Origin of the sequence: Streptomyces narbonensis, from assembly GCF_014649015.1 — a bacterium.
Lineage (GTDB): Bacteria > Actinomycetota > Actinomycetes > Streptomycetales > Streptomycetaceae > Streptomyces > Streptomyces narbonensis.
This window is the reverse complement of the sequence record NZ_BMSF01000128.1, coordinates 1-697: the sequence shown is the minus strand read 5'-3', so window position 1 is coordinate 697 and position 697 is coordinate 1. Positions and strand designations below refer to the sequence as shown.

Sequence of the window (697 nt, the reverse complement as noted above, 5' to 3'; positions counted from 1 at the left end):
AAATTAGGATATAAAATAAAACATTTAGGGATTTCTAAACGTACTAAAAAAGGAATAGAATTACGGGTGCATCTTGCTATGGTACCAAAAAAAAGATTAATAGCAAATGTGAATGGAGTAAAAAATGCAATAGAAATAAATGGAGATGCAGTAGGTCCAACTTTATATTATGGTAGAGGTGCTGGGTCCGAACCAACAGCATCAGCTATTGTAGCAGATTTATTAGATGTATATAGAGATATTTTTACAAAACATAATTATCGGACTCCATATTTAGCTTTTAGTGATATTGAAAAATTACCTATTTTACCAATAGATCAAATTATTACAGAATATTATTTGAGATTTCTGCTTATTAGTTTGAAGATGATAGCAAAGGTAGTAAAGATTTTTTATAAACAAGGAATAAGAATTAAAACGTTAATACAAAAAAAAACGGGAAAGTCAATTGTTATTATTATCTTAACTTATAGTACAAAAGAATCAAATATAAATTTAGCTATAGGAAAAATCAAATCAACACATAAGATCTTAGGACCTCTAACTAGAATTAGGGTTGAAAACTTTTAATTTTGATGAAAAATATTTATGGATGGTAAAAATGCGTTATATTAGTACCCGCGGTGAAGCACCTGTACTTTCTTTTGAAGAAACTGTAATGACAGGTCTAGCTCTAGATGGAGGGTTGTATGTTCCA

Annotated in this window: 2 protein-coding genes; both read left to right on the top strand. The window is 29.0% G+C overall.

What is annotated here, in order from left to right:
• A partial coding sequence (locus IE124_RS34270) for a hypothetical protein (RefSeq protein ID WP_370468867.1) occupies nucleotides 1-570 on the top strand: 570 nt, incomplete at its 5' end.
• Between the two features lie 22 nt (nucleotides 571-592).
• The coding region (locus tag IE124_RS35905; protein WP_368858285.1) for a hypothetical protein at nucleotides 593-697 on the top strand (105 nt) is incomplete at its 3' end.